This window comes from Sneathiella sp. (assembly GCF_036960985.1).
Taxonomy (GTDB): domain Bacteria; phylum Pseudomonadota; class Alphaproteobacteria; order Sneathiellales; family Sneathiellaceae; genus Sneathiella.
Genome location: NZ_JBALWD010000005.1, coordinates 79,258 through 103,313, shown reverse-complemented (window position 1 = coordinate 103,313; position 24,056 = coordinate 79,258). Strand labels below are relative to the sequence as shown.

Here is a 24,056-nt window from a genome sequence, read left to right as displayed (position 1 = left end):
TTACCTCTCCACCAATGCAATACGTTTGTTATACCAGTTCATGAACATGGAGATGATCAAGCTGATCGAAAGATAGAACAGCATGGTAATCCCGATGACCTCAATGGCCTGGCCGGTCTGGTTCAACGATGTTCCAGCGAAAATCGCTGTAATATCCGCATAACCAATAGCGGTCGCCAAAGACGAGTTTTTCACGAGGTTGAGATATTGACTGGTCAGTGGCGGTACGATCACCCGAAGTGCTTGTGGCAGAACCACCAGACGCATAGCGAGGCCGGACCGGATACCTAATGAATTGGCCGCCTCCGTTTGTCCATGGCTGACCGAATTAATTCCTGACCGCACAATCTCAGCGATAAAGGCACCGGTATAAACCGACAGGCCAATCAACAGCGCCAGAAATTCCGGTTCCAGAACCCAACCGCCCCCGATTCCAAATCGTCCAAATTTCGGATAATCAATGGTATAAGGCAAACCCATGATAAAGGCCGCGATCGTCGGTAAGACGATGATCAAGACGACAAAGGACAAGAAGACCGGGAATGTTTCCCCCGTAAGATCCTGCCGCTTCTTAGCCCATTTGGAAATGAATACGCCAATCACGATCGCCACCAGTAGCGCCACTGGTATCACCCAGAAGCCTTCTGATGGAACAATGCTTGGAAAATTGATTCCCCGGTTATTGACGTAGAAATTTTCGCCCAACTGGAAGCTTTCTTTCACCAACGGCAAAACGCCAAGCACGGCGAAATACCAGAATAAAAGCTGCACCAACAGGGGAATATTCCGGACGACCTCGATATAAACAGCGGCGATCTTATTGACGACCCAGTTACGCGATAGCCGCAAAACACCGAAAATAAAACCGAGAGTGGTGGCAAGGAAGATACCGGAGATCGAGACGGCAAGTGTATTGATGATACCAATCAACAAGACGTCAAAATGAGTGGAAGTCTGGCTGCTATAGTCCATGATCAGGACAATGCCAATTCCGAAGCCCGAAGGCTGTTTCAGGAAACCTAGTCCAGAACTGATTCCCAGTTTTTGTAGGTTGTCTGCTGTGTTGCTGCCGACGTAGTAAACAAAAGCGATAAATAGAACGATGACAAGAATTTGGTAAATGATTGCCCGTATTCTCGGATCTCGTAACTTACTATCTCCCGCTCCTAGACCCTGTGCATCAGTGGTCATAAGAGTCCCCTCCTCAAAACGTTACTGCAAAATCAAGTAGTAAAAAGCAAAAAGAGTGCATGTCCCGTGAGGGGCATACACTCTTTTCTTTTCTTTTCGTTACTAACCTCGCTTAACGCATTGGTGGAGAGTAAAGGATACCGCCTTTGTTCCACTGAGCATTCAAGCCACGAGAGATGTTCAGAGGTGTACCTTCACCAAGGTTGGTGGCAAAGCTTTCACCATAGTTACCGACCAACTTAAGGATGTTGTAAGCGAATTCTTTTGACAGACCCAGCTGTTCGCCGAGATCACCAGAGGTTCCAAGAATACGGGCGATGCCAGGATTTTTGGTGTTGGCTTTCAAGTCGTCAACATTCGCAGAAGAGATGTTATGCTCTTCGCCTGCAATCATTGTATTCAATGTCCAACGAGCGATATCACCCCATTGATTGTCGCCGTGGCGAACCAATGGACCAAGAGGCTCTTTGGAAATGATTTCTGGAAGAACAATATGTGCTTCCGGATCAGCAATAATAGAGCGCTGTGCATACAGGCCGGATTGGTCAGTCGTGTAAACGTCACATGTGTCTTGAATGTACGCTTCACGAACTTCATCAGCTGTGTCGAACAGAACTGAGTCATATTTCATGCCATTGGCAGTGAAATAATCAGCCAGGTTCAATTCAGTTGTTGTACCGGACTGCAGACAAATACGCGCGCCATCAAGTTCCAGGGCAGATTTAACGCCCAGAGCCTTTTTGACCATGAAACCCTGGCCATCATAGTAATTTACGCCGATAAACTCGAAACCGAGGTTAACGTCACGGCTGAATGTCCAGGTTGTATTCCGGGCCAACACATCAATTTCACCGGATTGAAGCGCTGTAAAGCGCTCTTTAGCTGTTGTCGGTGTGTATTTTACTTTGTCTGCATCTGCAAAGATTGCAGCTGCCATTGCACGGCAATAGTCGACGTCGAAGCCTTCCCATTTGCCGTCATTATTTGGTGCTGCGAAGCCGGCAAGACCTGTGGTAACACCACATTGAATAAAGCCTTTAGCTTTCACATCGTCTAGGGTTCCAGCGGTTGCCGCTGTCGCCAAAAGTGTTGCAGAGGCTGCAACAGCAATAAAAATTGCTTTCTTCATGAATAAACCTTCCTGTCTATTTTTTAACATTTTATTATTTAGCACCCTTAATTGAGCGCTTTTTCACATGCCCTTATAAATTGGACATTTAAGTGAAAAAAAACTGAAAATCATAATTGAACTTTTCTGACTTTCTTCAAAAGCGACGATAGTATTTCTGGACCGATCGTCAACGGAAAAATGAACAAGAGTTTCTTTTTTTTGCCACACTAACTTCATCACCCTTCCAAAATTTGCCCTTTAAACTTCACACACCTTCCTATATTCAACTAGCAATACCCGGACATCGAGGACAAGGAGACACAGTGAATGAAAGACGAGACAAAGCTGGTAACAGCGGGCAGAGATCCTGAAGGAAATTTTGGTGTCGTAAATGCGCCTGTTTATCATGCGTCAACAATTCTATTCCCGTCATTGGACGCCTTGCAAAAAACGATGGCGGCCCGTGTCGCCGGTGAGCGAGTTGTCTCCTATGGCCGCAAAGGCACACCAACGACCTGGTCTTTGGAAGATGCGATTACGGCCCTCGAAGGGGGCCACAGATGCCAGGTTTTTCCGTCGGGTCTAGCTGCTTGTGCAAATGCCATGCTGGCCTACGTTAAAACCGGGGACCATCTTCTGATGACGGATAGTGTCTATGGTCCAAGCCGCGCTTTTTGCGACAATGTTCTGAGCCGGTTTGGTGTGGAAGTCACTTACTATGATCCACTGATTGGTGCTGGAATAGCAGATCTGATCCAACCCAATACCACTGTCTTATATGTTGAGGCTCCGGGATCGCAAACCTTCGAAATGCAGGACATCCCTACGTTATCGGAAGTAGCTCACCGCAAGGGGCTGGTTGTCATGATGGATAACACCTGGGCATCTCCGCTGTTTTGCAAACCATTTGATCTGGGTGTTGATGTCTCTATTCAGGCCGGAACAAAATATGTAGTGGGCCATTCTGATGTAATGATTGGAACCGTCACAACCACGAAAGAATGTTGGCCCGCATTGGAGGCAGGAGCCGCCGCATTCGGTCAAACAGCTGGCCCGGATGATGTCTATCTGGCACAACGCGGGATCCGTACTTTGTCCGTTCGGTTAAAGCAGCATATGGAAAATGGAATTGCCGTCGCCGAATGGCTAAAAGGCCGACCAGAAGTACACTCTGTTTTGCATCCCGCCCTGCCCGATCATCCGGGATATGATATATGGAAGCGGGATTTTCATGGCGCATCTGGATTATTTTCGTTCCGTCTCAACGCTGTTTCGCAAGACGCTATCGCCGCCTTTATTGACCATCTCGAATTGTTCGGAATGGGCTATTCCTGGGGTGGATATGAAAGCCTTGTCATACTGGCAGATCCGACGTCAAGCCGAACCGCAACCACTTGGGATAACACCAATCCTCTTCTCCGTCTGCATATTGGACTGGAGGCCGTTGAGGACCTGATAAGCGATTTGGGCGCGGGTTTTGACAGGCTAAATACAGCAAAATAGTGTATTTAATGCGAATCGCTGTTGAGAAGTTGAAATAAGGAATATGGTCAACAGATTGATTCGCATCTGAATTATGACGTTTTTGAAATTTAGGATAAACGCATGAACGCAGAACTTTTAGGCCAGATCAGCTTTGATAAAGCCGGGCTTGTCCCAGCAATTGCCCAGCAACATGACACCGGTGAAGTGCTGATGATGGCTTGGATGAATGCGGACGCCGTCGCCGAGACCCTGAAAACCGGACAAGTGTGCTATTGGTCCCGCTCCCGCGCTTCTTTATGGCGTAAGGGGGAGAGTTCTGGTCATGTGCAAAAATTGATGGATATCAGGATCGATTGCGATGGTGATACGGTGTTGCTGCTCGTCGATCAAACCGGTGTGGCCTGCCATACGGGGCGGCATAACTGCTTTTTCACCTCCATAAAGGAGGGCAAAAGCGAAATCATAGCCGATGTCGAAATCTCCCCGGAAACCATGTACGGAAAGCCGGCTGATCCGTCATGATGCTGTCCGTGGAAGAATGGGGCGTTATCCAGCTTTCCTTGAAAGTCGCTATTTGGTGTGTACTGGTATCCCTAATTCCATCCATTGCATTGGGGTGGGTGTTAGCGCGAAAGGATTTTTATGGAAAAGCCGTTTTAAATACGCTTATTCACCTGCCAATAGTTCTGCCGCCTGTCGTCGTCGGTTATTTTTTGCTGATCACGTTGGGACGCCGCGGATTTATCGGTAGTTGGCTCTTAGATACATTTGATATCTCTTTGATATTTAACTGGAAAGGCGTTGTTGTCGCTACGGCTGTTATGTCCTTTCCCCTGATGGTGCGGGCGATCCGACAAGGCATAGAAGCCATCGATCAGAATCTGGAAATTGCTGCTCAAACCCTCGGCAGGTCACCTATATATGTATTCCTATCCATAACGCTTCCGCTTGCGCTTCCGGGCATCTTCGCCGGTGCCGTCCTCGGCTTCGCCCGGGCGTTGGGCGAATTTGGCGCAACCATAACCTTCGTTTCCAACATTCCCGGCGAGACTCGAACCCTGCCCCTTGCCATTTATTCTTTGCTGCAAGTCCCCAATAGTGAAGATGCGGTCATGCGGCTGGTTATTATTTCCGTCGTTCTGGCTTTTGCCGCCATTGCCCTGTCCGAATGGCTTGCACATCGATCTCTCAAGAAGCTTGGAGTTCAGGGCTAATGCTGGATATTCATGTAAAAAAACAGTTTGATAATTTTGCCCTCGACGCCGTTTTTTCGGCCGGTCCAGGTATCACCGCTTTATTCGGACCCTCTGGTGCTGGAAAATCCACCATAGGCAAAATGCTCGGTGGGTTGCTGGCACCGACAGAAGGCCAAATTGTCATCGACGACAACGTAATTTTCGATTCCAGGAAAAACATCGATATCTCTGCTTATAAAAGGGAAATTGGTTTTGTTTTTCAGGAACACCGGCTATTTCCCCATTATACCGTGCGCGGCAATTTGAAATATGGCTCAAGACGCCGGCAAGTTGGAAAGCCGTCCGTGACATTTGACGACATGGTGTCTTTGCTCGGCCTGAAAAATATTCTCGACAGACGCCCAAATTCCTTGTCAGGCGGCGAACAGCAGCGTGTAGCCCTTGGGCGGGCGCTGCTAAGCAATCCCCGTGTTTTGGTCATGGACGAACCGTTGTCCAGCCTTGACGACGCCCGAAAACATGAAATCCTGCAGCTTTTAGAAACATTGAAGCAGGAATTGAATCCGACAATTCTTTATATTTCCCACTCAATTTCCGAAATCACCCGGCTGGCAGATAACCTTGTTCTAATCGAAAATGGTCAAATCAAAGGGTTTGGGCCGCTGGAAGAAACAGTGAGCCGATTAGATCTTCTGCCGTTTACTGGTGGATATGATGCCGGATCCGTGGTGACAGCCATCGTCGCCCGGCACGATCATACATATCAGATGTCAGAACTCGACACCGCTGGCGGACGCTTATTCATCCCAGGCCGTAAATCAGCGATTGGCACAACCCTTCGTCTGCGCATTCGGGCTAGAGATGTTGCTATTTCAATATCAGAGCCGTCCGATATATCTATTCTAAATCGATTTAAAGGAACTCTGACCGATCATCGGTCCGGCGCCGACGGAATGGAGGAGTTGCTTCTGGATGTTGGTTTTCCTCTCACAGCCCGTATTACCCGGCAATCCTATGAGCACTTAAACCTTTCAGTGGGATGTTCGCTTTGGGCATTAGTCAAATCTGTTACCATTAGCGCCTAAGCCGGTGACTTACTTGGATCCCTGTCCGGACGTCATGGCGAGGGTATTGATATAATCTTCGATAGCCGTACGATCCTTCAAGTAGAGGCTTTTCCCTTTTTTCAGAACCATGGCTTCTTGGGTGAGCTGGCCGAGGACCCGTGCCACGGTTTCCCGTGTTGTTGAGACGCGGCTGGCAATGACACTTTGCGTCGGCATCGGATATATAATCCAGGAATTTGGGGTAACTGGATCAGGCTCCGCCATCCGCAACAATTCCTGGCAAACCCGCTGAACCGCCCCCAATGTGGACAAATCCAGAATACGGTCATCATTGACCCGAATAATCCTCGCAAGCCGCTGCATTACGGACATCATGATTTCCGGATGGGTCATCAATAATTCCTTGAAATTTTCTGGGCTTAAAGACGCCACCAGGCATTTGGACCGAGCGATGACATTGGCTGACCGTGGTCGACCATCGATGGCGGAAAGCTCCCCAAAGAAATGGCCGGCTTCAACCGTCGCATACGCAACTTCCCGGCCGGTTACGCCGAAATTGACAATATTGACACTCCCGTCCGCAACAAAGAAAACATCACGGCTTTCGGTCGACCGTTCAAGAATCTGTTCCGCATTTTGGAATACCCGCCAGACGCACTTTGCGCCAAGTGCGGCTCGATCTTCTGGCGAAAGATCTTTAAAAAGCTCTATGTTATCAAGATTTTGCATTATTTACTTTATCTGATTCAGATGACTTATGCGAACGGAACATGGTATTTTTCAAACGCAGATTACGAACAGAACGGTCCAAGAGCAATAAAGATTTGAATAGATAGAAAAATATCGCTCTCTAAGTGAAAAAAAAGATAAGATATTTGAACAAGAATTCTTCATGCACAAGGAACAGGCGTGGCACATTTAACCTGGATAAAAAACCCACTGGCGATCCTCGCGGAAAATGCCGAGGGCGGAATAGTCGTTGAGGATCAGGAAATCGTTGAACTGGTCCCCGCTGGCGGATCACCAGCCGCCAGTTCTGACGACCAGATAACTATCTTTGACGCCTCCTACCATGTCGTGCTACCCGGCCTGATTAATGTCCATCATCATTTTTATCAGACCCTGACACGTGCCTGTCCAGTTGCCATCAACAAACCGCTTTTCCCATGGCTGAAATCACTCTACCCACTATGGGCTGAACTGGATGGGGAAATGATGGGTCAAGCCTCTACTTTAGCTTTAGCGGAATCCATGCTGTCAGGGTGCACGACAGCATCCGACCATCATTATTTATTTCCCAAGGCCCTGCCTGATGCCATCGACATTCAAGTGAAGCAGGCAAACATGTTGGGAGTGCGCGTTCACCTGACCCGCGGTTCCATGAGCCTGGGTGTGGATCAGGGCGGCTTACCTCCGCAATCAACGGTTCAAGACGAAGACACTATTCTGGATGACAGCGAGCGGCTCATAAATCTGTATCATGATCCCAATCCTGGCTCCATGGTACAAATCGCCCTCGCCCCCTGCTCGCCTTTCTCCGTCAGCACGGAATTGATGAAATCATCAGCCTTGCTTGCCCGAAAATATGGGGTTCGATTGCATACCCATCTGGCAGAAACCCATGACGAAACAGAATTCTGTCTGTCCATGTTTGGCCGCCGTCCCGTGGACTATCTGGAGGATGTCGGTTGGTTGGCCGACGATGTTTGGCTCGCTCATGGCATTCATTTCAATGATGAGGAAATTGTGCGCCTCGGGAAGGCTGGCGTTGGTATCGCTCATTGCCCGTCGTCCAATATGATCTTGTCGTCGGGAATTGCCCGAACGTTAGAGCTGGAAAAGGCTGGGTCCCCTGTTGGACTAGGTGTCGATGGATCTGCGTCTAACGACGGATCGAACATGATCCAGGAAGTACGGCAAGCCTTGCTGCTGCAACGCTTGCGCTATGATGCCAGCGAAATCACGCATCAATCCGCCTATCGTTGGGCGACAGAAGGATCAGCCCGATGCCTTGGCCGCGATGATATTGGAAAACTCAAAGTCGGCAATCAAGCTGATTTGGCCCTGTTCAAACTGGACGAGCCGCGTTTCTCCGGTTCCGGCGATCCCCTCGCCGCTTTGGTCCTGTGCGGTGCCCATCAAGTGGATGCCCTGATGATTGCCGGAGACTGGCGTGTGCGGGATGGCGAAATTCCAGATCTTGATATGGCAGAACTTATGCATCATCATCACCGGCTGGGATTGAAATTGCAGGCGAGTAGTGTGTAATCGGACAGGTGTTAATGTGAAGAACCATATGGACAAGCAGCTCAACTCCTTGTTCGAAAAACTCGATTTGAAGGCTAAATCCCTGCTGGTGACAGTTTGGGGTGATTGCGTGGCGCCGCACGGTGGCACCGTCTGGTTGCGCAGCCTGATTAATCTAGTCGAACCGCTCGGGCTTAATGACCGCATGGTGAGAACCGCCGTCTTCCGCTTACAAAAAGATGAGCTTTTGTCTTCAGAACAGCAGGGCCGGAAAAGTTTTTACAGTCTGACGGAAAATGGTCGTCACCGTTTCGCCGAAGCCACCCACCGCATCTATGCCGCAGAAGACATGCCGTGGAATGAAAAATGGGTTTTGGTCTTTGCCGCCCGCCGTGACATGAACGAAAAACAGCGGCGTCAACTTCAGGCGGAGCTTGGTTGGCTTGGGTTCGGAAGTCTGGGTGCCGGTATCTTTGCCCATCCAACCATTTCATTGCCGTCAGTGGAATCCGTCCTTGCCGATTTAAGTTTGAAGGAACGGGCAACCGTTTTGTACGGGAGCAGCTTACCCCAATCCCATTTCGGCGCGCCAAATGCCCTTGTCCGCAAGGGATGGAATTTAGAGACTCTGGAATCAGATTATCAGCAGTTCATCGATCGGTTCACAGGTTTTTTATCGCTGAAAGAACAGAAACCTGCCATCGATGAAAAAAAATGTTTCATTATTAGGAGCCTTCTGGTGCATGATTATCGTCGCGTTCTGTTAAGGGATCCGATGCTGCCAGCAAAACTGCTGCCTGAGGAATGGAATGGGAGTCAGGCACGGACATTGTTTCGGGAGATTTATCAACAGGTCTGGGAGGGCGCTGAAAGGCATTTGTTAAATGTGCTGGAAAATTCCACGGGGAGATTACCTCCCGCATCAGAAGAATTTAAAGCCCGCTTTGGCGGCCTGAAACGGTAAACGAGTAGTAGACATGGTAGCTGGTTTAAAGATTGTCATTGTCGGATCCGGTCCGGCAGGAATGTACGCAGCAGGCGCAATCGTAAAGAAAAATCCGGAAAGCGTCATAGATATAGTCGATAAATTGGCCACTCCGTACGGATTGGTCCGCGCCGGTGTCGCCCCCGATCATCAAACCACGAAGAATGTAACGCGCGCCTATGACAAGGTCATGGAGAACAAAAATGTCCGATTTGTAGGAAATATCGGCCTGGGCGATGATATCCCTCTTGATAAATTACGCGACCTTTACGATGTAGTTATTATTGCTACCGGGACGCCGAAAGATCGCAGCTTGGGTATCCCCGGAGAAGATAAAGATGGCGTCTTTGGCGCACAAACCTTTGTTTACTGGTACAACGGCCATCCCGAATTTCGGGACGCTGTACCAAATTTGGATATTACATCGGCCGTTGTTATCGGTAATGGAAATGTCGCCCTCGACGCCGCGCGTATTCTGATGCGAACGGAGGAAGAGATGGCTAATTCCGATCTTGCTGACCATGCCGCCGCTGAAATCTTCGACAGCCCGTTGCAATGCGTTCATGTGGTGGGGCGCAGGGCGCCGGAAAACGCCCAATTTTCATCAAAAGAATTAAGTGAATTTGGCGACCTGTCATCGGCCAAGACCTACACGGATAAAACAAATTTACTGGAGGAATTTATCTCCGAGGACAAAAAAGAAACCAAGGTCGTCAACCACAACCTGGATCTTCTTCGGAGTTTCGAGCAAATCGGCCCCAGCATTAAAGGGCGGTCAGTCCATCTGAATTTTCTGGCAAGTCCCATTGAAATTATGGGAGATACAGCTATTACCGGCGTGCGCTTCGAACGTAACGAAATTGTCGATGGCAAAGCAGTTGGAACCGGGGAAACCTATGATATCGAGTGCCAGCTTCTTGTTTCCTGCATTGGATATGAAATGGGCATACTGGAAGGGCTGCCTGTCGAAAAAGGTATTATCAAAAATGACGAAGGTTGTGTCGCCGATGGTTTGTATGTCGTTGGCTGGGCAAAGCGCGGCCCCTCCGGGACAATCGGGACAAATCGGATCGATAGCCAAAACGTGGTTGATAAAATTCTTGGCGACTTTGTAAAAGGTGGAAGCCCAGATAAAACGGGCCCCGCCGGCCTGGACCATTGGTGCCAGGAGCACAATATCCATGCTGTTTCGTTTGATGATTGGAAAAAAATTAACGCCGCGGAAATCGACCGCGCCGGAGACCAATCCCCCCGCCGAAAATTTGTTCGGACCCGTGATATGTTGTCTTTGTTGAAGGAAAGCGGCTAATTCATGATCATTGCGCAGATTACAGATATGCATGTGGTGTTACCTGATGATCCGATGGCGGAGTTGTATCAGACCGCCGAACGATTGGCAGAAGCTGTCCTTCATCTCAGCACAACACTTAATAAACCGGATATGGTTTTTATGACCGGTGACTTGGTAAACTGCGGGAAAATTGAAGAGTATAAATTGTTACGTAAGCTTATTTCACCGCTCACCATGCCCGTTTATCTTCTCGCCGGAAATCATGACGATTGTGCAAACTTGCGATCTGTTTTTCCTGACCATGACTATTTACCCGCCGAAGGCCCTTTATGTTATGCCCTCAACGGCGGATCCCTGAGATTGATCGCACTGGATACGAATATTCCTGGAAAACCACAAGGTCAGCTCGGCGAAGCGCAGCTGGCGTGGCTTGATGCTGAACTGACGGCATGCAAAGACAGGAACGCAGTCATCTTCATGCATCATCCTCCGTTTAAAACAGGGCTGGTGACCATGGATGCCATGAACCTGATTGACGCCGACGCATTTGGAGACGTTGTGGCCCGCCACCAAAATATCGAGCGTATTCTTTGTGGGCATTTACATCGGGGCATACAAACGCTGTATAAAGGAACCGTTGCCCAAACCTGTCCGTCTACGTCTCATCAGATCAATCTTCTATTGGGCGACAACAACGAATTGGAAACCGTCAAGGAACCGCCGGAGCTGATGTTGCATTACTGGACTGAGACCGAGGGGTTGGTCACTCATAATGACTATGTAAAGCGCTACCCGATTGCGTGGAAATTGGACGGCGGCGTCCAGTAACCTGAAATAAGTCGCCTATTTCTGATAATCCAATCCCATTTGCCAAAACCCGACTTCCAACCGGGTCGCATCACGAAATATTTTCGATATATGAGCTTTCTTTTGATCTGTCAGATGCCTATCTGCCAGCTCATCCAGATGCTTTAGAGTGTTATCGACAACTTCCTGATACTCTTCGCTGGCATACATATCGATCCACGACCCATAAGGGTTGCCGTCACTGACTGTGTCGGGTGAGCATTTAAGGCGCGCGCCGATTTCCCCATACCCCACAACACAGGGGCTAAGAGCGATCAACAGATCGAACACATCTCCCGACATACCACGATCCAGCACATAGCGAGTATAGGCAAGGTTTTCCGGAGCCTCTTCAATATGTTCGAGAGTGTCCGTATCAATGCCCCATTCCTTACAATAGGCTACATGCATATCCATCTCGACGTTGATCAATCCATGAAGAGTGTCTGATACAACACGCATTTCAGCCAAGGAATGGGATTTGAAAATAGCCAGCGCATAAGCCCGGGCAAAATGGATCAGGAACACGTAATCTTGTTTCAAGTAATGCTGGAAAGCTGCTTTCGGCAGATCACCGCGCTGTATTCCGGCGACGAATTCATGGTGCGTATAGGCTTGCCAAACGTCCGTATTCTCGGATTTTAGCCAATCAAAAATACCGTTTTTTATCATAACGTTATGCCTTGTCGCTAACATTTTAAGTAAATCAGAGAAGCAGGTTGTTAGACCCGCTGGGTAAATTCACGACAATACCATCCAGCTCCTCGGTGATACGAATTTGGCACCCAAGCCGAGAGGTACGCATCAAGCCATAGGCCAGGTCCAGCATATCTTCTTCATCATCATCCGCGTCCGGCAAGCGATCAAAATCTTCGTCGTCGATGATAATGTGACATGTCGAACAGGCAAGGCTGCCTTCGCATGCCCCCTCAAGATCAAGTTTATTCCGATGAGCAATTTCCAAAATGGACATGCCCAAAGGCGCGTCCACTTCAAGCTTGCTGCCATCCGGTTTAATAAAAGTCATCTTGGGCATAAAATATGGGCTCCTGAGTAAACTACCTGTTTTACCTATCGTGCTGGCACTTCGCTGTCCAGCTCTAAGGGTATATAATCCGGCGATTTTCGCTGAAACAAGGCCGTCCAGCTTTTTAGGACCGCGGCAATATCAGCGGAAGTCGTCGTCGTGCCGAGGCTGATGCGGATTGCCGTTCCCGCTTCGTCTTCCCCCACTCCCATCGCCATCAACACGTGGCTCGCCTTAACTTTCCCCGATGAGCAAGCTGAACCTGCACTCACCGCAATACCAGCCAGATCAAAGTTCATCACTTGTAATTCTGAGGGCACGCCTGGCATGGAAACCGAAATTGTGTTGGGTAAACGTGGGACATCGGCACCATATATCGTCGCACCAGGTGAGATTTCCGACAGCGCCTTTTCCAGTTTGTCCCGCAACTGCCGCACCTGATCTTGTTCATTAAGCCGTTTGTCCGCCAACATTGCGGCGACACCAAAGCCAACAATTCCGGCAACATTTTCCGTTCCGGCGCGCCGGCCCAATTCCTGTCCGCCGCCTTTAACCACAGGAACAATGGCGAGGCCCTCACGCAACACCAAAGCACCCATGCCCTGTGGTCCGCCAAATTTATGGGCGGAGACGGACATCATATCCACCCCGAACGCCCTGAAATCCACTGGAATTTTGGCCACAGCTTGAATGGCATCGCAATGGAGTAACGCGTCGTACTGATGGACAAGGGCTGCTATTTTCTCCACCGGCTGGATGACGCCGGTTTCGTTATTAGCCATCATGATGGAAACCAGAACTGGCCTCGCGGCGGATTGCAGCTGCTCCTCCAGATCCACCAGATTGATAACTCCGTTATGATCCACATCGACAATAATCGGTTCCAGCGCAGCGGCTGTGGTCAAAATGGAATCATGCTCGGTGGAGGAAATCATCACTTGTCGATCTATCAGTCCGGACAAGGCGAAATTATTTGCTTCCGTTCCGCCTGAGGTGAAAATGATTTCCTGAGCTTTGCAGTTTATCAAGCCAGCTATTTGCCGCCGCGCCTCTTCTACCTTATTGCGCGAGGTCCGGCCCTGTTTATGGACAGAGGAAGGGTTACCCCCCGCTTCCATGGTCTCCACCATGGCGGCAATGACTTCGGGACGTATCGGCGCCGTCGCATTGAAATCAAGATAAATAGTGTCAGTCATATTCATAAAATAGGCCCTGCCGATGGTTGCGGCAAGGCCTTACTCGTGTCTTGCAAATTGTATTTTAAAGTTCGCTCTTCCGATCCGGCGCCGTTGATTTTTCAGCTGGCTTTTTTCCTTTGAGGGGAATCGTCGTCTCCGACGATGATCCGGTTTCGCGTTCCAGTTCTTCCACTCGCATGGACAAGGATTGAACTTTATCCAACAGACCATCCATAACTTTAAAGACCGGATCCGGTAAATCGCTCGTGCCCACACCATACGCGGCAAATTTCGCATCTTCACGCACTTTTTTCGACGAGCTGACAGCCCGCGCCGGGATGCCGACAACCGTCGTCCGGTCGGGTACGTCTTTTAACACAACCGAGTTCGCACCCACACGGGCACAGTTTCCAACCGTGATCGGCCCAATGATCTGGGCGCCGGACGCGATAATGACGTTATCGTTCAATGTCGGATGGCGTTTTACGCCGCGTTGCGATTCTGAATCGATCGATGGCGCTACGCCGCCCAGGGTTACACCTTGATACAATGTAACGTTATCACCGATTTCAGCGGTTTCACCGACAACGATGCCCGTACCATGATCCATAAAGAATTTGCGGCCAATGCGCGCACCCGGATGAATTTCGATGCCAGTTATAAAACGACTGAATTGCGACAAAAACCGCGCAGTTATGCGCCATTTTCGCGTCCAGAGCCAATGGGCTATGCGATGGCTGACGATAGAATGGAAGCCCGGATAGAGCAAAGCGACTTCGAATCTGCTCCGCGCTGCGGGGTCCCGCTCCATAACGCAGGTAATTTCTTCGCTTATATGCTTGAACATTTACCTATACCTTCTGTATTGTGCCGCACTTGATGCGGAAATCATCGGAGGTTGTTTATAGCGCCCTTAACTACGAGATATATGTATTTCGTCCGTCCAGTCAAGGACCGAAAGACAATTGTAGCTGGCATTTCAACACTGTACCGATACAGATGCAACAGAATTAGAACATTTTTGGTCGGCCTGCCGATCTAGATTTAGGAATAATACGAATAATGCCTGACGTAATTTTTAATGGACCAGAAGGCCGCCTTGAAGGGCGCTATCATCATTCGGAAATCACCAATGCCCCACTTGCGTTGGTTTTACACCCCCATCCGCAATATGGCGGTGCGATGAACAACAAGGTTGTCTATCACCTGTTTACAACGTTCAAGAGGCGCGGATTTTCAGTTCTCCGCTTTAACTTTCGCGGTGTTGGCCGCAGCCAGGGCGACTATGATGGTGGCATTGGCGAATTGTCGGATGCAGCGTCCGCGCTTGACTGGATGCAAACTCATAACCCAAATGCACCGGCTGTCTGGATCGCCGGATTTTCATTTGGTGCCTGGATCTCCATGCAACTGTTAATGCGGCGACCTGAAGTTGCGGGATTTATTTCCGTAGCCCCGCCCGCAAATATGTATGATTTTTCGTTTCTGGCACCCTGCCCGTCTTCCGGCATCATCATTCATGGTGAGCAGGATGTACTTGTTCCGCAAAGCGACACATTGAAGCTTGTAGAAAAACTACAGTCTCAAAAAGGTATCGTCATTCACCATGACGAAATTCCCAACGCCGACCACTTCTTTGAAAATAGCCATGATGCGTTAATGCAATCCGTCGACGGCTATCTTGATATGCGCCTGCATGGCGAAGAGGAAGAAGTATAAATTTTAAACAACAGAGCTCATTTGAGATGGCGAGGCGGAAAAGAGCGTTCCGCCTGTCATCGGTTTGGGCACACCGGTTGTCTTTGGCAAACTGAGCGGCAAGCCTTTCAAACTTCGAACGGCGAGGAAGGCAAAAGCTTCAGCTTCCAGATCATCTCCGCGCCAGCCGACATCCTCCACAGGAGCAACCGGAGCGGCGACGGCTTCCGCAATCAATCGAATAAGTTCCGGGTTCTTGCGCCCCCCACCTGTCAGCAACCAACGTTTTGGCGCCGTCGGTAAATGACCCAATGATTTTCGGATGCTTTCGCTCGTGAAGCGCAATAGTGTCGCGGCACCATCTTCCAATGTCAGCCCGTCGACAACCGCTGTCGGGAATTGATCTCTATCGAGGCTTTTTGGTGGTACAATGTCAAAATACGGGTGATCCATTAGCTGTGCCAACACCGTCTCATCCACCGTCCCTGTGGCGGCAATACGCCCTTCCGCATCATATGTCTGCCCGGTATGCCGAAGGACCCAGTCATCCACCAGCGCGTTTGCCGGTCCCGTATCGAACGCAAGGACATCATCCCCATTAAGATAAGTGACGTTTCCGACACCCCCCAAATTAAGGACAGCAAGAGGGCCGCCCAGCTCATGGGATAATGCTCGATGATATAGCGGTGCAAAAGGAGCGCCTTCGCCGCCAGCTGCCACATCCTCCATGCGAAAACCGGCAATGATATCAATTCCTGTCAGATCCGCCATTTGCTGGCCGTCACCGATCTGAACCGTTAGCCTATTCGCCGGATCATGGAAAATAGTTTGGCCATGAAATCCAATAAGATCGACATCAGACGCGCCCAATCCGTTTTCATTCAATAGATTCTGTACAATTTCACAATGGATCTGCGTAAAGTCGCTGATCAGTGCCGGTGTTGCAGTTTGATGCCCCAGACAAGCCCGTAGCTTATTCCGAAATCCCGTTTGGTACGGCGTCGAACTTACGGGGCCATGCTCAAAAACACCAATACCATCGGTTTTTATTAGCGCAGCATCAATGCCATCCAATGAGGTGCCACTCATCAATCCAATCGCCGTCAATGGCCGATTTGGATCGTTATCTCGCTTATTCTGCACCATTTACAATCCTGCCCTTTAAATTTGGTTCCCTTATGTGCTAAAGGAGTGCTCGCAAATAACCTACTAGAAACAGATTAAATTCCAATGACCGATTTAAACTCACAATTCCTGAACGTGTTCACCGGACGCGGATACCTTCATCAATGTACAGATATTGAGGCTTTGGATAAAGCTTTTGATGACGGCATTGTGCCCGTTTATATCGGCTTTGATTGTACCGCGACTAGCCTGCATGTTGGCAGTCTAATGCAAATTATGATTTTGCGGTGGCTTCAGAAAAGTGGGCATAAACCGATTGTTCTGATGGGCGGCGGCACGACGAAAGTCGGTGACCCCACGGGTCGCGACGAAAGTCGTCCCATCATCACCGATGAAATCATCGCAAAAAACATGAACGGAATCAAAAAGGTATTTGAGAAGTTTCTGACGTTCGGCGACGGACCAACAGACGCGATCATGGTGAATAACGCGGACTGGCTGGATAATCTGGAATATATTCCGTTTTTGCGGGAATACGGCCGGCACTTTTCCATCAACCGCATGTTGTCTTTTGAAAGCGTAAAGTTACGTCTGGATCGTGAAGAATCCATGAGCTTTCTGGAATTCAACTACATGATCCTGCAAGCCTATGACTTCGTTGAACTGAAAAAGAACTACAATTGTTCTGTACAGATTGGCGGCTCCGATCAATGGGGTAACATTATCAATGGCGTGGAGCTCGGCCGACGAACTAACAGTTTTAATCTGTTCGGACTGACCTCGCCCCTACTGTCCACCGCGTCCGGTGTCAAAATGGGTAAGACGGCTGGCGGAGCGGTATGGCTAAACGAAGATATGCTCTCGCCATATGATTACTGGCAATACTGGCGCAACACAGAAGATGCGGATGTCGGCCGGTTCCTGAAGCTGTTCACTGAGCTGCCACTAGACGAAATCTCACGACTAGAGGCGTTGGAAGGTCAAGAGCTAAACGACGCCAAAAAGATCCTGGCAGATGCCTGTACGACCATGGCACATGGTGAGAACGCCGCAAAAGAAGCAGCAGAAACCGCCCGCCAAACGTTCGAAGCCGGCGAAACTTCTGAGGGCCTTCCAACCCTTGAAATTCCTAAAACGGAATTACAAGATGGAATTCCGGCTTTTGTTCTCTTTCAGAAAACCGGGTTATGCGCCTCTAGCTCTGAAGCTCGCAAATTAATTAAGGGTGGTGGTGCCCGCTTGAATGATGAAAAAATCAGCGACGAGAAACTAATGCTGACGGAGGCCCATCTCGACACCGAAGGCCGCCTCAAACTTTCAGTCGGCAAGAAACGCCATCATCTGGTGATTCCTGCCTAGTGTACAGGATTCATGGGGAAATACTGTTATCTTTACCACGGACATTGTCTGGCGGGACAATATCCGTTTGGTCCCACGGCTCAAAAAACATGCGACGTAATATGCCCGGTGCCAAAGCAGAAACGGCGTTGACGCTAACGTCTGGATCTTCCAATCCACCGGTCACCTTGTAGGAAAAGCCAAAGATACCTTCGCCTTTCTTACCCACCAACAAGGTACCCAAAATCGGTATATTACCAAGAGCAGAATTAAGTGTATAAGACGGGATTACCGTGCCAAAAGCATCTATGGTGCCTTTTGGCTGACTGACTTTTCCTGTGATGGTAATTCCGATTGACCCAACCGCTCGAAAATCCTTCGTTGTCAGTATACCATTTTCATAGGTAAACGGTCCTTCAATTGTCGCGAAAACAATACCGTCGCCATTGAGCAAATCAACAATTCCACCCAATGATCCCAGCGTCAACACTTTACCAAGAACGGGGGCATCAACAAGGCGGACGTCTTCAATATTCACGGTGCCAGTTGCGGGCCGACCTGCCACTGTATCGTCAATTTCCGCGCTCAGTGTCAGCTTACCCTCCCGCAGATCATCATAAAGGTCCAGCCCAGAGAATAACGATCCGGCGTCATCCGTTATAAATGTCAAAAACCGCGTCGTCGTCCGATCTTCAATCTTGAAGCTTATGTCTGCACCATTGCTAAACTTTCCAGTTAGGTCAGCGGTCATTATCAAAGTACCTTCAATATCCATATCAGCTTGAATATTATTGAGCGATTGATTGGAATCGAGCAAAAGTTTATCCAGGCGACCGGAAATCCTGAGATTCCGATCTAATGCCAAACCTTCGACATCAGCTTCATTAAAATCATAGGTTCCGACAACAAAGGGCCGTAAATCAAACTGTCGGCCGTCGAACTCTATCTCCATGAAATCCGTACCATTATCCTTGAAGATAAAGCCCAAGTCGTTGGATCCAAATGTTAGCGACGGGACATCCATCCTGATGATCGTGCTATCTCTGAGGGTTGCGCTCCCATTTGCTTCTAAACCACCCGCGATAATTATGACGTCGGACAACGTCATATCACCATCCGGATCCGAATTAATATTTGCCGTTATATTGCCGGGCACCGCCGCCTCTTTCGACCAGCGCAAACCTTCCATCGTAATTTCCGTATCCGTTAGATCGGCGGCAAAATTTCCGGTTACCGCGCCGTTCGGGCGCGTCTCCACGGTAAAATCAAGCTTAACCAAACCATCAATATATTCACTGGCAATATCCAGCGCCTGTCGATCCGCTTCATCCAAATCAACTTTGACATGATAGGATCGATAACCGGCTTTCTCACCCTTAAACCAGCTGTCCGCTTCGATAACAGAATCAATGCCTTTTATTTTGCCGGTTCCTTGAATATCTATGCCAGTCGCATCAACCTCCACAATCATATTGGCGTCGGACAGGTTTACGTCTTCAACAACATCGGCAATAAATGCATTTTTAAAAGTTCCTTTAGCTTCATAGCCTACTCGCTCCATCGTCAGATCATCTTTCAACGGAAACTGGAAAGATGCATCGACAACGCCAGTACCTGTCATCTCAGCAAGAGTAATGCCATATTCCGTCGAAAACCCCAAAGGCTCATGATCCAGAAAGGTAAAGATATCCTTGTTATTGGCTTCCACATGGACATTGATATCGGCCCGTTGCGTGTCTTCATCAAAGCCAAATATATGAACCTTGTCAGAGGTCACGTTCATATCGCCAAGCTTACCGGTGAGGTTAGTCAACAGGACGTCGCTCGCTGTTAAAACACCATCTCCGCGAATATCTGTCACCTTGGCGAGCGGCGGAAAATAATTCGTCGCGGCCCCCTCAATTTTAAACTTCAGTGTCACCGCATCCGCGGGAATTTCACCCGACGCCAAAGAACCGACAGGAAGGTTTATAGCAAAGGTCGCCGCCGGTATCTTGCCATCCCGAATTCGTGTTGTTACCCAGTTATACCCGTCCACCGCCATGGAATAAGGCCAAAATCGACCAAGATCGTTGGCTTTCAAATTGCTGACATCCCCTGATATTGTTAGGCCTAGTCCTTCTTGCGCTAGCGTGATGGATCCACTCATATTGACATCTGTACCCAACGTCAGTGCCGACACTTTTTCCAGAGTAATTTTTGTGAAGGCCTTATTTACAGATCCGGAAATCTGAAGATTGTCGATTTTCAACGGCTCCCGATACAGGTCCGGACGATTAATGAAGCCAATACCAGAGGTAATTTTGAAATCAATGTCTTGAAACGAAAAGGTTTCATCCAGATCCAGATGGAGCTGGCCCGACACCAGCATATCCAGCCCCTCTAACTCGGCGAGATCCGGAGATTGTTCAGATAGCATTTTGAGAGGTACATCTTCGATCTTGCCGTCAAGTTGCACGCGTTTCAACTGCCGGTCATAGTCGGCGAAGACAATCACATCGACATTTTCTGATCCGACTTTCAAGGCCCCGTTTGCTTGGCCGCTCAAGCCGTTTTCTTGACGCCAGACAAAAAGGTCGACATTCTTCGCCTGCCAGAATTTTTCCAGCGACTCATCTTCGATGAAGATTTTCGTATTGTAAAGTTCAACCCGGCTAAGATATCCGGTAAGAGACGACGTGTCCGGCGCAGAGCTCAATTCATCCAGCAACGCCAATAAGGCGTCTTTAGACGCGTCATCGAACTCCGGCTGTGTTACTTCTTCCGTTGGAACCTCCGCTGGACTTTCATTCATCAAGGCGTATTGATAGCCGAATTTTATGTTGCCATCTTTAGTCCGGGTCAGGCGTATGCTCATACCTGTGAATTCAAGTTCCGATGGCGCGATCTGCCCTTTCAGGAGAGCTTTTCCGCTGAAGGTCACAGCAACATCCGGGATCGTTGCTATTTGTCGGCCTTCTTTCTTGATAACCAAGTCGTCGACAGCGACAACCAGATTTTTGTCCCGGCCATTCCATTCCAATTCCAACTTGTCGAAAGCAAGATTAAATTGCGGGTATTGGGTAACCAGGGTTTGTTCAACATAAGGCGCTAAATATGTAAGGGAAACCGGCCCTCTCGCCAATCCTGCGATTACCGCCAAGAGCGCAATAAAGACGAGAACAAATGTACCCAGGATAACGCGCAGAAAAATTTTAGAAGTCGCTGTTACCAATTGCTTTTTGCGCCTATATTAATTGCTACTGCCCTGACAAATTGAACCGTAACCTAACCCATTAAAAACGGATAAGGAATGCAGGATATAAAAAACCTGAAAAATTTTCCGTTTGCCGACGAAGTAACGGACCTGCCTGCCGCCAGTAACCTTCAAGCATTGAAGGTCGGAATGGAAGAATGGGCGCAATTGGCCTCTGCTTCACCGGAGCGGACGAATTTTGCCAATGCTTTTCAAGATGGCACAACCAACTTGAAAATTTTACACTCTATTTTCGGTAATAGCCCTTATCTCAGCCACTGCCTGCAGTCAAATATCCCGTTCTTTCATCATCTTATGTACGAAGGCTCAGATGCCGCCTTGTCTCTTATATATGGCGACCTGAATACAAAAGTAAATCCGCACGGCGATAAAAACGAGATCATGTCAGTTTTGCGCAAGGCAAAGCAGCAAATAGCTTTGCTTACTGCCCTTTGTGACATGGGCCATGTTTGGCCGTTGATGCAAATCACCAAAGTATTATCGGATTTCGCGAGGCACGCCGTCGAGATTGCCTGTGCTCACCTGCTCACGGCGGCCGCGAACAAAGGAGAGTTGGTTCTCAAACACAATGACGATCCAACCAAAGACAGTGGTCTCGTTATTCTTGGAATGGGAAAACTTGGAGCCAATGAGCTCAATTACTCCAGTGACATAGATTTGATCATTCTATTTGATGCCGAGAAAATTAACTACACGGGTCGCCGAAGCCTCCAGGATTGCTTCGTAAAAATCGCCCGAGGGCTTGTACAGATGATGCAAGACCGCACCGCGGATGGATATGTATTTCGGACGGACTTGAGGTTACGGCCAGATCCAGGCGCAACACCCATCGCGCTGTCTTTCGCGGGTGCCCATGTCTATTACGAGAGCCAGGGGCAGAATTGGGAACGCGCGGCCATGATCAAGGTTCGCCCCATTGCCGGCGACCTGGTTGCCGGTGCAGATTTCGTCGAATTTCTTGTACCCTTTGTTTGGCGGAAATCCATAGATTTTGCCGCCATAGAAGATATTCAAGCCATAAAGTCACAAATTCATGCCCACAAAGGTTTCGCAGAAATCTCGCTCGCCGGCCATAACATTAAAATTGGCCGCGGCGGCATTCGTGAAATCGAATTTTTCTGTCAAACGCAACAGTTAATCGAAGGCGGGCGGAATCCACAATTACGGACGCCTAAAACACTGGATACGTTGGATCAGTTGACTATTCTTGAAAAAATAACAGAAACGGTTCGGGATGATTTACGGGAAGCCTATGTGTTTTTACGGACACTTGAACATCGATTGCAAATGATCAATGACGAACAAACGCAGATCCTCCCGGACTCCCAGATAGAACTCGATCAACTCGGTGTGTTTATGGGATATGATGATGCCGGGACTTTCCGCACTAAATTGTTGTCGACATTGATGTGCGTGAAAGGCCACTACGATAATTTGTTCCGGTTCGAGAAATCGCCAGAACGAACCGCAGGTCGTCTGGTTTTTACCGGATCCGACAATGACCCTGAAACTCTCAAATCTCTCCTGGCACTCGGGTTTACGGATGTCGGGCAATTATCGCAAACGGTACGCGATTGGCATCACGGACGCTATCGCGCAACTCGTACTGAACGAGCGCAACAAATGCTCACGTCTCTTATGCCGACACTCCTCGAAGCGCTGGGGAATACCAGCAATCCCGATGCCGCCTTCGTCCGTTTCGATACATTTTTGAAAAAACTTCCCGGCGGTGTACAGCTTTTTTCATTGTTCAAAGCTTATCCCAGCCTGCTAGCATTGGTCGCTAAAATTATGGGCATGGCGCCGGAGTTGGCCGACAAACTTGCCCACAATCCGACATTGCTCGATGGCGTCCTGACAACAGATTTTCTCTCGCCCCTTCCGAGCAGAGCTGATCTGGAAGAAGATCTCGCACTGATTTTGTCAACAGCCCGTGACTTTCAGGATATTCTTGATCTATCTAGACGATGGGCCAATGATCTCAAATTTCGCGTTGGCGTCCAAATCTTGGACAACATGGATCACGGCAGCAGCAAAGGCGCGACTGTTGCCGCTGGCAGACCCTTATCAAATATTGCCGAAGTCTTGCTGAATACTCTTTATCCCCTGGTGTTGACGGACCTGGCGCAAAAGCATGGCGTAGTTGAAGGCGGGGAATTCGCTGTGCTTGGTCTGGGAAAATTTGGTAGCCGGCAATTGATGCCTCAGTCAGACCTAGACTTGATCTTCATATTTGACACACCCGAAGAAGATATGATGACGAATGGCGAAAAACCTATTTCCGCTGGCCTCTTTTATACGCGCCTCAGTCAGCGCTTTATTAATGCCTTGAGTGCGCTCACGAGCGAAGGGGCCTTATATGAAGTGGACATGCGGTTGCGGCCGCATGGCAAATCGGGCCCGATCGCTCTTAATCTTGCCGCCATCGAAAAATACTACGAAGAAGAAGCCTGGACTTGGGAACATATGGCGCTGACCCGCGGCCGAGTTGTCGCTGGGAATGCAAACCTGCAAGAAAAGGCTTCTGCCGTACTCCTGCAAATCAACAGCAGGTTAAGTGATCCTAAAAAACTGAAACAAGATATTCAGAGCATGCGAGAGCGTGTTCATAAAGAGCATTCCGATGGCTCCCTGTGGTCTCTCAAACATGCCGTTGGCGGGCTAATGGATCTGGAGTTTCTCTGCCAATATTTTCGTTTGTTGCACGGGCATTCCCATCCGGAAGTTCTCATTCCCAACACTGTTGAATGTTTCCTGAAGCTAGCGGACTTGAAACTAATACCTGAAGATGAGACCGCTGAACTTGTCCAAGCCGGCCGCTTATACTTAAATATCATGGGGCTGCTGCAGCTATCCCTTGGAAGTCGAAAAATGGACGACGACGCGCCCCTTGCCCTTCAATCTGCCTTGGTAAAAGTTTGCGGATCTAACAACTATGGCACTTTAAAAGAAAAACTATCTGCTGCACAAAGTTACGTCGACAATCGCATTACGTATTATTTAAGCTCGTAAAAC

Annotated in this window: 20 protein-coding genes; 11 read left to right on the top strand and 9 right to left on the bottom strand. The window is 49.0% G+C overall.

Translation table 11 applies throughout. The features are described 5' to 3' along the window. Together V7723_RS04400 and V7723_RS04395 are read right to left on the bottom strand one after the other, a co-directional pair. On the bottom strand, positions 1-1,191 hold the full coding sequence (locus V7723_RS04400; RefSeq protein ID WP_335683221.1) for an amino acid ABC transporter permease: 1,191 nt from the start codon (positions 1,189-1,191) through the stop codon (positions 1-3). Between the two features lie 112 nt (positions 1,192-1,303). Further along, on the bottom strand, positions 1,304-2,320 hold the full coding sequence (locus tag V7723_RS04395) for an amino acid ABC transporter substrate-binding protein (protein ID WP_335683220.1): 1,017 nt from the start codon (positions 2,318-2,320) through the stop codon (positions 1,304-1,306). Between the two features lie 309 nt (positions 2,321-2,629). Between V7723_RS04395 and metC the strand changes: the two genes are divergently transcribed. The 4 genes from metC (at position 2,630) to modC (ending at position 6,068) form a co-directional block, all read left to right on the top strand. Beyond that, positions 2,630-3,805, top strand: a complete 1,176-nt coding sequence (gene metC, locus V7723_RS04390) for a cystathionine beta-lyase (protein ID WP_335683219.1) — start codon at positions 2,630-2,632, stop codon at positions 3,803-3,805. 102 nt (positions 3,806-3,907) lie between these two features. After that, entirely contained in the window at positions 3,908-4,309 is a 402-nt protein-coding gene (gene hisI / locus V7723_RS04385; RefSeq protein WP_335683218.1) for a phosphoribosyl-AMP cyclohydrolase, read from the top strand. After that, positions 4,306-5,001, top strand: coding sequence for a molybdate ABC transporter permease subunit (modB, locus tag V7723_RS04380; RefSeq protein ID WP_335683217.1), 696 nt, complete (start codon positions 4,306-4,308; stop codon positions 4,999-5,001). Before hisI ends, modB begins: the two co-directional genes overlap by 4 nt. Continuing rightward, complete coding sequence (gene modC / locus V7723_RS04375) at positions 5,001-6,068, top strand: molybdenum ABC transporter ATP-binding protein (protein ID WP_335683216.1); 1,068 nt, start codon at positions 5,001-5,003, stop codon at positions 6,066-6,068. Before modB ends, modC begins: the two co-directional genes overlap by 1 nt. A 9-nt stretch (positions 6,069-6,077) precedes the next feature. On the opposite strand, the gene V7723_RS04370 is transcribed toward modC, so the two are convergent. Then, positions 6,078-6,779 (bottom strand): Crp/Fnr family transcriptional regulator, encoded by a 702-nt coding sequence (locus tag V7723_RS04370; protein ID WP_335683215.1) that lies wholly within the window; start codon positions 6,777-6,779, stop codon positions 6,078-6,080. A 180-nt stretch (positions 6,780-6,959) separates the two neighbouring features. Between V7723_RS04370 and V7723_RS04365 the strand changes: the two genes are divergently transcribed. From V7723_RS04365 to V7723_RS04350, 4 genes are read left to right on the top strand one after another with little or no spacing between them, the layout of a single operon-like run. After that, the gene (locus V7723_RS04365; protein WP_335683214.1) at positions 6,960-8,318 is read left to right on the top strand and encodes an 8-oxoguanine deaminase; all 1,359 of its coding nucleotides are present in this window, start codon (positions 6,960-6,962) and stop codon (positions 8,316-8,318) included. Then, the gene (gene paaX / locus V7723_RS04360) at positions 8,311-9,261 is read left to right on the top strand and encodes a phenylacetic acid degradation operon negative regulatory protein PaaX (protein WP_335683213.1); all 951 of its coding nucleotides are present in this window, start codon (positions 8,311-8,313) and stop codon (positions 9,259-9,261) included. The genes V7723_RS04365 and paaX overlap by 8 nt, the downstream gene beginning before the upstream one ends. 13 nt (positions 9,262-9,274) lie before the next feature. Beyond that, positions 9,275-10,591, top strand: coding sequence for an FAD-dependent oxidoreductase (locus V7723_RS04355; RefSeq protein WP_335683212.1), 1,317 nt, complete (start codon positions 9,275-9,277; stop codon positions 10,589-10,591). A 3-nt stretch (positions 10,592-10,594) separates the two neighbouring features. Further along, positions 10,595-11,401: a phosphodiesterase gene (locus tag V7723_RS04350; RefSeq protein ID WP_335683211.1), complete on the top strand. Its 807-nt coding sequence runs from the start codon at positions 10,595-10,597 to the stop codon at positions 11,399-11,401. 15 nt (positions 11,402-11,416) lie between these two features. On the opposite strand, the gene tenA is transcribed toward V7723_RS04350, so the two are convergent. The 4 genes from tenA to cysE are packed head-to-tail and all read right to left on the bottom strand — an operon-like array spanning position 11,417 to position 14,471. Beyond that, a complete protein-coding gene (tenA, locus tag V7723_RS04345) occupies positions 11,417-12,091 on the bottom strand; it encodes a thiaminase II (RefSeq protein WP_335683210.1) in 675 nt (224 codons plus the stop codon). 34 nt (positions 12,092-12,125) lie between these two features. Beyond that, the gene (locus tag V7723_RS04340) at positions 12,126-12,455 is read right to left on the bottom strand and encodes a 2Fe-2S iron-sulfur cluster-binding protein (RefSeq protein WP_335683209.1); all 330 of its coding nucleotides are present in this window, start codon (positions 12,453-12,455) and stop codon (positions 12,126-12,128) included. Between the two features lie 35 nt (positions 12,456-12,490). Further along, a complete protein-coding gene (locus V7723_RS04335) occupies positions 12,491-13,648 on the bottom strand; it encodes a cysteine desulfurase family protein (protein ID WP_335683208.1) in 1,158 nt (385 codons plus the stop codon). Positions 13,649-13,706: 58 nt separating this feature from the next. Next, positions 13,707-14,471 carry a serine O-acetyltransferase gene (gene cysE / locus V7723_RS04330; RefSeq protein WP_335683207.1) on the bottom strand — a complete coding sequence of 255 codons (765 nt, stop codon included), beginning with the start codon at positions 14,469-14,471 and terminating at the stop codon, positions 13,707-13,709. 215 nt (positions 14,472-14,686) lie between these two features. Here cysE and V7723_RS04325 point away from each other — a divergent pair, with 215 nt between their 5' ends. After that, positions 14,687-15,343, top strand: a complete 657-nt coding sequence (locus V7723_RS04325) for an alpha/beta hydrolase (RefSeq protein WP_335683206.1) — start codon at positions 14,687-14,689, stop codon at positions 15,341-15,343. Positions 15,344-15,346: 3 nt separating this feature from the next. On the opposite strand, the gene V7723_RS04320 is transcribed toward V7723_RS04325, so the two are convergent. Next, positions 15,347-16,468, bottom strand: coding sequence for an anhydro-N-acetylmuramic acid kinase (locus tag V7723_RS04320; protein ID WP_335683205.1), 1,122 nt, complete (start codon positions 16,466-16,468; stop codon positions 15,347-15,349). Positions 16,469-16,552: 84 nt separating this feature from the next. On the opposite strand from V7723_RS04320, the gene tyrS reads away from it, so the two are divergent. After that, positions 16,553-17,806 carry a tyrosine--tRNA ligase gene (tyrS, locus tag V7723_RS04315; protein ID WP_335683204.1) on the top strand — a complete coding sequence of 418 codons (1,254 nt, stop codon included), beginning with the start codon at positions 16,553-16,555 and terminating at the stop codon, positions 17,804-17,806. Positions 17,807-17,816: 10 nt separating this feature from the next. On the opposite strand, the gene V7723_RS04310 is transcribed toward tyrS, so the two are convergent. Continuing rightward, on the bottom strand, positions 17,817-20,999 hold the full coding sequence (locus V7723_RS04310) for a YhdP family protein (protein ID WP_335683203.1): 3,183 nt from the start codon (positions 20,997-20,999) through the stop codon (positions 17,817-17,819). A gap of 78 nt (positions 21,000-21,077) precedes the next feature. Between V7723_RS04310 and V7723_RS04305 the strand changes: the two genes are divergently transcribed. Beyond that, entirely contained in the window at positions 21,078-24,053 is a 2,976-nt protein-coding gene (locus tag V7723_RS04305) for a bifunctional [glutamine synthetase] adenylyltransferase/[glutamine synthetase]-adenylyl-L-tyrosine phosphorylase (protein WP_335683202.1), read from the top strand. The last annotated feature ends 3 nt before the right edge of the window (positions 24,054-24,056 follow it).